The following is a 5,848-nucleotide window of genomic DNA, read 5'->3' as shown; positions in this document are numbered from 1 at the left end:
GCCGCTGAACAGGGCGCTTGCGCTTTTCTTTTTGGAGAGATGAAATATGAAATATCGCATCGGATATCGAACCATCAAAACGGCTGCAGGCACGGCTATTTCAATCTTAATCGCGCAGCAGCTCGGGCTTCACAACTTTGCTTCGGCAGGTATTTTAACGATTTTATGTATTCAGGTGACGAAAAGGAGATCGCTTCGAACAGCATGGGATCGATTTTTAGCCTGTGTTTTAGCCATGCCTTTTTCTGCCGTGTTTTTCGAGGGGATTGCCTACCATCCGCCTGTTATCGGGGTTTTGCTCGTATTCTTTATACCAACTCTAGTAATGTTGAAGGCAAAAGATGGTGTTGTCACAAGCACCGTTATTATTTTGCACATCTATATGGCTCACAACATCTCACTAGCCAATTTTTTAAATGAGCTTGGGGTCATTTCAGTGGGTATAGGTGTTGCTTTGCTCATTAATCTTTATATGCCAAGCGTTGAAAAAATATTGAGGGACTATCAACGTAAAATTGAGGAAAATTTTAAGATTATATTCTATGAAATGGTGCGTTACTTAAGAACAGGAGAAAGCGATTGGGAGGGCAAAGAAATTACCGAAAGTGCCCGTTTGCTTGATGAAGCCAAAATGCTGGCGTTAAGGGATATGGAAAATCACTTTTTAAGGGAAGAAAATATTTATTTTCACTATTTTAAAATGAGAGAAAAACAATTTGAAATCATTGAGCGGGTGTTACCAATTGTTACATCCATGACTAGCAAAGTAAAACAAGGGAAAATGATTGCTGATTTTCTTGAGGAACTATCAGAAAATATTCATCCTGGGAATACGCCGCATCTATATATTGATAAATTAAACGGGATGAAAAAGGAATTTGAGGAAATGGAGTTGCCGAAAACAAGAGAGGAATTTGAAACCAGGGCAGCGCTGTTGCAATTAGTCAACGAAATGAACGACTATTTGATTATTAAAAGTTCCTTTCAAGCGAAAAAAAGAAAGTGAATGAAAGAAAGAAATTTGAAGCAAACTAGGGAAAAAAAGGCAGGTGGATGGTTTGTTAAAAATCTTATCGCCAATCCTGATGACTTTTTTCCTTTCACCACTATGGCCGCTGGGACCGAATCCTGTTCCTGGCGACCCGTTTGTAATTGTCAATAAAAGTAGAAATGAACTAGCCTTTATTAGTGAAAACAAAGTCCAAACGGTCGTAAGTGTCGGTACGGGAATGACGCAGGAGTTAACACCTGAAGGTCTTTTTACGATAACGGTAAAAGCAAAAGATCCTTATTTTCGAAGGGGAAATATTCCAGGCGGGGATCCTGCAAACCCACTCGGGGTTAGGTGGATTGGCTTTGATGCAAAAGGAACCGATGGACGCATCTACGGTATTCATGGAACAAATCAGCCCGCATCAATTGGAAAATATGTCTCCCAAGGATGTATTCGCTCGCAGAATGAGGTTATTTCCTCGCTATTTCCGTTAATCCCATTAGGAACAAAAATATTAGTCATCACTTCAAAAAAATCATTTGAAAAGCTGGCTCAGGAAAACGGGGCAATCAAATAAGCAAAAGGGACTGTTCATTTGAACAGTCCCTTCTTAATATGTTTTATTATAGTAATGAACCGATTCCAATTAAGAGAGTTGAGGCAAGCATGGCGAAAAGCATTAAATAAACAATGATTTTCCTTGTTTTCTTTTTTTGCAATATGGGTCCCTCCCTTTAACTTTCAATAGCTTTATTTCTATTGTACAGGGAAAAGCCCAAATGAACAACGGAACTAGTTAGCAAATTGGGAAGGATTTATGAACTTTTTACCGAATACAATAATTGTCGAATTAATTTTAAAATTGGAACAGAGGGGTATGCATGATTAAAAAGGTCGACCATATTGGAATTGCCGTGAAATCTCTTGAACAAACACTTCCATTTTATACGAATGTGTTGAAGCTTACATTGTTAGCTATCGAAGAGGTTGACACTCAAAAGGTCAAAGTAGCTTTTTTGCAAGCAGGTCAAACAAAACTGGAGTTGCTTGAGCCGACTTCGGAGGAAAGTCCAATTGCTAAATTTATCGAAAAACGCGGGGAAGGCATCCACCATGTTGCCCTTGGTGTTGAATCAATTGAAGAACGAATCATCGAAATGAATGAAAAAGGCATTCGCATGATTGATGAACAGCCAAGGCTTGGAGCAGGGGGAGCTCATATTGCCTTTATGCATCCAAAATCAACATCCGGTGTTTTATACGAGCTTTGTGAGAAGAAAGGGATGAAGGGGTAATGATCGACATTTACGAAAAAATTAATGATTTGTATGACAAGCGCCGAGAGGTTGAGCTTGGCGGCGGTGATGAGCGAATTGAGAAGCAGCATGAAAAGGGGAAATTAACAGCGAGAGAAAGAATTGAACTATTAGTAGACAAAGGCACGTTTGTCGAATTAAATCCGTTCATTGAGCACCGGACAAATGATTTTGGTCTCGATGAGCTAAAGGGACCTGGAGACGGAGTCGTGACTGGATTTGGAAAGGTAAACGGCCGCCCAATTTATCTGTTTTCACAGGACTTTACGGTGTTCGGCGGGGCATTAGGGGAAATGCATGCGAAAAAAATTGCCAATGTCATGGACCTTGCCGCAAAAAACGGCACCCCATTTGTTGGTCTTAATGATTCCGGCGGAGCACGGATTCAAGAAGGTGTAGTTTCTCTTGATGGGTATGGGCATATCTTTTATCGGAATGCGATTTATTCTGGTGTGATTCCACAAATCTCTGTGATTATGGGTCCGTGTGCGGGCGGAGCTGTTTACTCGCCTGCCATTACTGATTTTGTATTTATGGTCGAAAAAACAAGCCAAATGTTTATTACTGGCCCGAAAGTGATTGAAACGGTAACAGGCGAGAAGATTTCTGCAGAGGACCTTGGCGGGGCAAATGTCCATAACTCCATCAGCGGAAATGCCCATTTTCAAGCGGAGTCAGAGGCTGAAGTTTTACAAAATGTCCGTAAGCTGCTCGGGTTTCTGCCGCAAAATAACGAAGAAAAACCGCCAAGACAAGAGGTGGAGCATGAAAACGACTACCGTCCGGATTTAACCGACGTGATTCCATTCGATGCCGTTCGCCCGTATGACGTTCGTAAAGTGATTGAACAAGTAACGGACGCAGACTCGTTTATGGAAATTCACAAGGATTTTGCGAGGAATATTGTCGTTGGCTTTGCTAGAATGAAAGGAGAAACAGTTGGACTGGTCTGCAACCAGCCAAAGGTGATGGCCGGCGGCTTGGATATTGATTCCTCGGATAAGGCGGCCCGATTTATCCGCACCTGTGATTCTTTTAATATTCCAATCATTACGTTTGAAGATGTAACTGGCTTCTTCCCGGGAGTTAAGCAGGAGCACGGGGGAATTATCCGCCACGGAGCGAAAATTTTATTTGCTTATTCTGAAGCAACCGTACCAAAGCTGACGGTTATTTTAAGAAAGGCCTATGGCGGTGCCTATGTAGCGTTAAATAGTAAGTCTATTGGTGCTGACTTGGTGTTTGCTTGGCCAAATGCAGAAATTGCTGTAATGGGGCCACAGGGGGCTGCTAATATTATTTTTGCCAAAGAGATTAATAATAGCGATAATCCAGAGCTGACCAGACAGCAAAAAATTGATGAGTACCGGGAAAAGTTTGCGAATCCATATGTGGCGGCAAGCAGAGGCATGGTTGATGATGTCATCGATCCCCGGGAAACAAGAATCAAAATTATCCAAGCGCTGGAAATGCTGCGAAACAAAAAAGAGTCCAGACCATATAAAAAACATGGAAATATCCCGCTTTAATTAAACTCATGTTTCTTTCATTTGATGATATCAACTGGAAAGAGGTATACTGGAATAGTGAGTACATAACATGGAGGGGTCAATAAAATGGTGAATCAAGAACGTCTGTTAAATGAATTTTTAGAACTTGTACAAATTGACTCAGAAACGAAATACGAGGCTGAGATTGCGAAGGTATTAAAGAAAAAATTTACTGATTTAGGTCTTGATGTTTTTGAAGACGATACAATGGCTGTGACTGGCCATGGCGCAGGAAACTTAGTTTGCACACTTGCGGCAACGAAAGATGGCGTTGATCCAATTTATTTTAACTGCCATATGGATACTGTTACACCTGCTAAAGGAGTTAAGCCGTCGATTAAAGATGGCTATGTTGTTACGGACGGAACGACTATCTTAGGTGCCGATGATAAGACTGGTATTTCTGTTATGCTAGAAACCATCCGCCTGTTAAAAGAAAACAATCTTCCGCATGGCTTGATTCAATTTGTGATTTCAGTCGGTGAGGAATCCGGTCTGCTTGGTGCTAAAGCGATAGATCCATCATTGTTGAAAGCGAAGTATGGTTATGCCCTTGATAGCGACGGCTTGGTTGGTAACGTAGTTGTCGCTGCGCCAACGCAAGCAAAAGTAAAAGCCGTTATTTACGGAAAAACCGCCCATGCGGGTGTGGCACCAGAAAAAGGAGTATCCGCAATTACGATTGCAGCAAAATCGATTGCGAGGATGCCGCTTGGAAGAATCGATCATGAAACAACGGCTAATATCGGCCGTTTTGAAGGCGGTCAAGCAACCAATATCGTGTGCGACCGTGTTGATATTTTAGCAGAAGCGCGTTCGCTGATTCCTGAAAAAATGGAAGCTCAGGTTAGCAAAATGAAAGAAGCATTTGAAACGGTTGCTGCGGAAATGGGTGGCCGTGCCGAAGTAGAAGTTGAAATTATGTATCCTGGCTTTAAATTTGGCGAAGGCGACCAAGTCGTTGAAATTGCCCGCAAAGCAGCAGGCAAAATCGGCCGTAGCTGTGAACTGCAGCATAGCGGCGGCGGCAGTGACGCTAACGTATATAATGGCTTCAACATCCCAACTGTGAACCTCGCTGTTGGTTATGAAGAAATCCACACCACAAACGAACGGATGCCGCTTGAAGAATTATATAAACTTGCAGAAATGACCATCGCAATTATTGACGAAGTGACAAATCAATAATTGGTATTATTTTACGAAGGAGAGCCATTGGTTCTCCTTTTTGTTTTGCTATCTTTTCTAGCCAATCATATTAAGGCTTTAACCTACCTGTTTATATAACCTCCGTTGGAAAGCTTCAAAGAGGTATCTTTCGTTATCAAAATCACTCAAACTGTTTTTATGTAAAAATTCGTTATGGTTACAACAACAAGGCAGGATTGACAGAATTAATTCAATACTTTGATAATGGGGATAAGAAGTTAGATGAATACACGATGCTATATGACCGCAGCGGATTCATTACGAATGGAGGATTGTATAACAACTATGATGCAGGGAAGACGGTCATTAAAGGGTGGACTTCTAATCATGCTTACTTTAAGGGAGAAGGTGACCAAATTAACATAGGGCTTGGCAGAGGAGCTGCATTAGATATATTTAATAAAAATATTATTGATTGCAATATGGTAGGAAAAAGGTGACAAGAATGAATAATCAGGAAAGAGAATTAATTGAGAACCTAATGTTTAAATCTATAACCCAGGAAAAATTTTTAAAGAGCTTTAATGTTGAAATTGAATTGATGCCAAAGTATATTAATGAACTATTACATGTTGCATATATTGAAAAAAATGCAGATGATGTTGAGTTATTATTATATGTTGGATTTGTATTTAAATTATTTTCAAAGGATTTTGTTGGGGATTTATGTGAAATTTTAGAGGAATCCTGGCATAATCAACACGAAAATATCGCTAGAATTTTACAAAGTATAGAGTCTCCTGAAGCTATTGAATCTCTATACAAAGCGGCATTAACCC

The 5,848-nt window shown here is 40.6% G+C and carries 8 protein-coding genes; 7 read left to right on the top strand and 1 reads right to left on the bottom strand.

Annotation, left to right across the window (positions count from 1 at the left end; genetic code table 11):
* Positions 1-46 precede the first annotated feature (46 nt).
* Together BANVL01_RS19970 and BANVL01_RS19965 are read left to right on the top strand one after the other, a co-directional pair.
* Positions 47-1,006, top strand: a complete 960-nt coding sequence (locus tag BANVL01_RS19970) for an aromatic acid exporter family protein (RefSeq protein WP_066089598.1) — start codon at positions 47-49, stop codon at positions 1,004-1,006.
* Positions 1,007-1,058: 52 nt separating this feature from the next.
* Positions 1,059-1,571 (top strand): L,D-transpeptidase, encoded by a 513-nt coding sequence (locus BANVL01_RS19965; protein ID WP_235845675.1) that lies wholly within the window; start codon positions 1,059-1,061, stop codon positions 1,569-1,571.
* A 46-nt stretch (positions 1,572-1,617) separates the two neighbouring features.
* On the opposite strand, the gene prli42 is transcribed toward BANVL01_RS19965, so the two are convergent.
* Positions 1,618-1,713, bottom strand: coding sequence for a stressosome-associated protein Prli42 (gene prli42, locus BANVL01_RS27460; RefSeq protein ID WP_152681152.1), 96 nt, complete (start codon positions 1,711-1,713; stop codon positions 1,618-1,620).
* Positions 1,714-1,875: 162 nt separating this feature from the next.
* Here prli42 and mce point away from each other — a divergent pair, with 162 nt between their 5' ends.
* From mce to BANVL01_RS19940, 5 genes are all read left to right on the top strand, one after another.
* The gene (gene mce / locus BANVL01_RS19960) at positions 1,876-2,289 is read left to right on the top strand and encodes a methylmalonyl-CoA epimerase (RefSeq protein ID WP_066089595.1); all 414 of its coding nucleotides are present in this window, start codon (positions 1,876-1,878) and stop codon (positions 2,287-2,289) included.
* Positions 2,289-3,839 (top strand): acyl-CoA carboxylase subunit beta, encoded by a 1,551-nt coding sequence (locus BANVL01_RS19955; protein ID WP_066089592.1) that lies wholly within the window; start codon positions 2,289-2,291, stop codon positions 3,837-3,839. Before mce ends, BANVL01_RS19955 begins: the two co-directional genes overlap by 1 nt.
* An 87-nt stretch (positions 3,840-3,926) precedes the next feature.
* The gene (locus BANVL01_RS19950) at positions 3,927-5,048 is read left to right on the top strand and encodes a tripeptidase T (protein ID WP_066089588.1); all 1,122 of its coding nucleotides are present in this window, start codon (positions 3,927-3,929) and stop codon (positions 5,046-5,048) included.
* A gap of 197 nt (positions 5,049-5,245) precedes the next feature.
* Positions 5,246-5,509 carry a hypothetical protein gene (locus tag BANVL01_RS19945; protein ID WP_066089585.1) on the top strand — a complete coding sequence of 88 codons (264 nt, stop codon included), beginning with the start codon at positions 5,246-5,248 and terminating at the stop codon, positions 5,507-5,509.
* A gap of 5 nt (positions 5,510-5,514) precedes the next feature.
* Positions 5,515-5,848, top strand: a 334-nt coding sequence (locus BANVL01_RS19940; protein WP_218010680.1) for a hypothetical protein, incomplete at its 3' end; no start/stop codon positions are given.

Origin of the sequence: Neobacillus novalis NBRC 102450, from assembly GCF_001591805.1 — a bacterium.
Classification (GTDB): Bacteria; Bacillota; Bacilli; order Bacillales; family Cytobacillaceae; genus Neobacillus; species Neobacillus novalis.
The sequence above is the reverse complement of the archived record's forward strand: the minus strand, read 5'-3'. Positions and strand labels throughout refer to the sequence as shown.

Coding starts and splice junctions, on each gene's coding strand:
- BANVL01_RS19970 (WP_066089598.1), top strand. CDS start 47: ATGAAATATCGCATCGGATATCGAACCATCAAAACGGCTGCAGGCACG.
- mce (WP_066089595.1), top strand. CDS start 1,876: ATGATTAAAAAGGTCGACCATATTGGAATTGCCGTGAAATCTCTTGAA.
- BANVL01_RS19955 (WP_066089592.1), top strand. CDS start 2,289: ATGATCGACATTTACGAAAAAATTAATGATTTGTATGACAAGCGCCGA.
- BANVL01_RS19950 (WP_066089588.1), top strand. CDS start 3,927: ATGGTGAATCAAGAACGTCTGTTAAATGAATTTTTAGAACTTGTACAA.